Annotated in this window: 1 protein-coding gene; it reads right to left on the bottom strand. The window is 79.3% G+C overall.

Going from position 1 to position 988, the window contains the following annotated elements; genetic code table 11:
• Window positions 1-988 (bottom strand): S8 family serine peptidase (locus tag GTR00_RS21630; protein ID WP_166613551.1); only part of this gene is annotated, 988 nt, incomplete at both ends.

Here is a 988-nt window from a genome sequence, read left to right as displayed (position 1 = left end):
TGCCGTACCCGGCCGGCCAGGCGGGGGGCGCGGAGGCGCTGCCCTCCAGGAGGGCCTCGACCTGCGCGGGCGTGGCGGTGCCGTCCACCGAGCGCACCAGGGCGGCCGCGGCGGCGACCTGCGGGGCGGAGAACGAGGTGCCCCTGGCGAAGAAGTAGCCGTGCCCCTCGCTGGCCGGGCCGCCCACGACGACCTGCTCGCCGGGGGCGCTGAGGTCCACGGCGTCGTTGTGCTGCGCCCACGGGGCCGGGGCGCCGCCGGGCGCGGTGGCGGAGACGGAGACCACACCGGGGTAGGCCGCCGGGTACTCCACGGGGTTGCCGCGGTCGCCGGAGTTGCCGGCCGCCGCGACGACCACGACGCCCCTGGAGACGGCGTGCTGCACGGCGTCGGCGGTGACCCTGCTGTACGTCTCCCCGCCCAGGGAGAGGTTGACGACCTGCGCGCCGTGGTCGGCGGCCCACAGGATCCCCCTGGCGACCGCGTCGCCGGCGCACCCGTCGGGGGTGCACACCCGCACCGGCAGCACCTCCACGTCGGGGGCGACGCCGATCGCGCCGTGGGCGTTGCCGCGCGCGCCGGCCACGACGGTGGCGACCTGGGTGCCGTGGGTGCCGATGTCGGTGCCGGCGGCCAGGTTCGCGCCGGGCAGGACGCGCCCGGCCAGGTCGGGGGCGGTGGGGTCCACGCCGCTGTCGAGGACGGCGACGGTGACGCCGCGGCCGGTGGTGGTGCCCCAGGCGGCCGGCGCGCGCACGGCGTCCAGGTGGGTGGCGAAGCGCAGGTAGGGGTCGGTGGCCAGCAGCAGCGGGCCGCCGAGGCGCTCGCCGGTGGTGGGGGTCAGGTGGTAGGTGGTGCGCGGTTCGGCGGAGGTGACCGCGGGGTCGGCCGCCAGCTCGGCGGCCAGGCGCTCGGCGGCGGCCGCGTCGGGCGCGGTGACGGTCTCCAGCACGAGCCGGTCGCCGGCGCGGCGCAGCAGGTCCACGGG

The sequence above is a fragment of the Kineococcus indalonis genome (genome assembly GCF_009906395.1).
GTDB classification, from domain to species: Bacteria; Actinomycetota; Actinomycetes; order Actinomycetales; family Kineococcaceae; genus Kineococcus; species Kineococcus indalonis.
The sequence above is the reverse complement of the archived record's forward strand: the minus strand, read 5'-3'. Positions and strand labels throughout refer to the sequence as shown.